The sequence below is a fragment of the Leisingera sp. MMG026 genome, assembly GCF_021654205.1.
Taxonomy (GTDB): domain Bacteria; phylum Pseudomonadota; class Alphaproteobacteria; order Rhodobacterales; family Rhodobacteraceae; genus Leisingera.
The window spans coordinates 1-347 of the sequence record NZ_JAKFZM010000173.1 but is presented as its reverse complement, the minus strand read 5'-3'; the positions used below and the strand labels follow the sequence as shown (position 1 = coordinate 347).

The 347-nt window shown below is 60.8% G+C and carries 1 pseudogene; it reads left to right on the top strand.

The features are described 5' to 3' along the window. A pseudogene (locus tag L1069_RS24030) lies at positions 1-347 on the top strand (DDE-type integrase/transposase/recombinase); the annotation flags it as partial.

The window sequence follows — 347 nt, the reverse complement described above, 5'->3', positions numbered from 1 at the left end:
GTATCTGCCAATGCGCAGGGGCTTTCTGTATCTGGCGGCGATCATGGATCGGCACACCCGAAAGGTGCTGGCCTGGCGCCTTTCGAACACGCTGGAAGCAGACTTCTGCGTCGAGGCACTGAACGAGGCCATCGCCAGGTTTGGCCCGCCGGAAATCATGAATACGGATCAGGGCAGCCAGTTCACATCTTTTGCCTGGACGAGCAGATTGCGCCGGTCCGGCGTGCGGATCTCCCCTCTCGCGCATGCACACATGCGCTGCCGGGCAGCGGATGGATGGCAAGGGGCGCTTCCTCGATAACATCTTCGTCGAGCGGCTCTGGCGGTCGTTGAAATACGAATGCGTC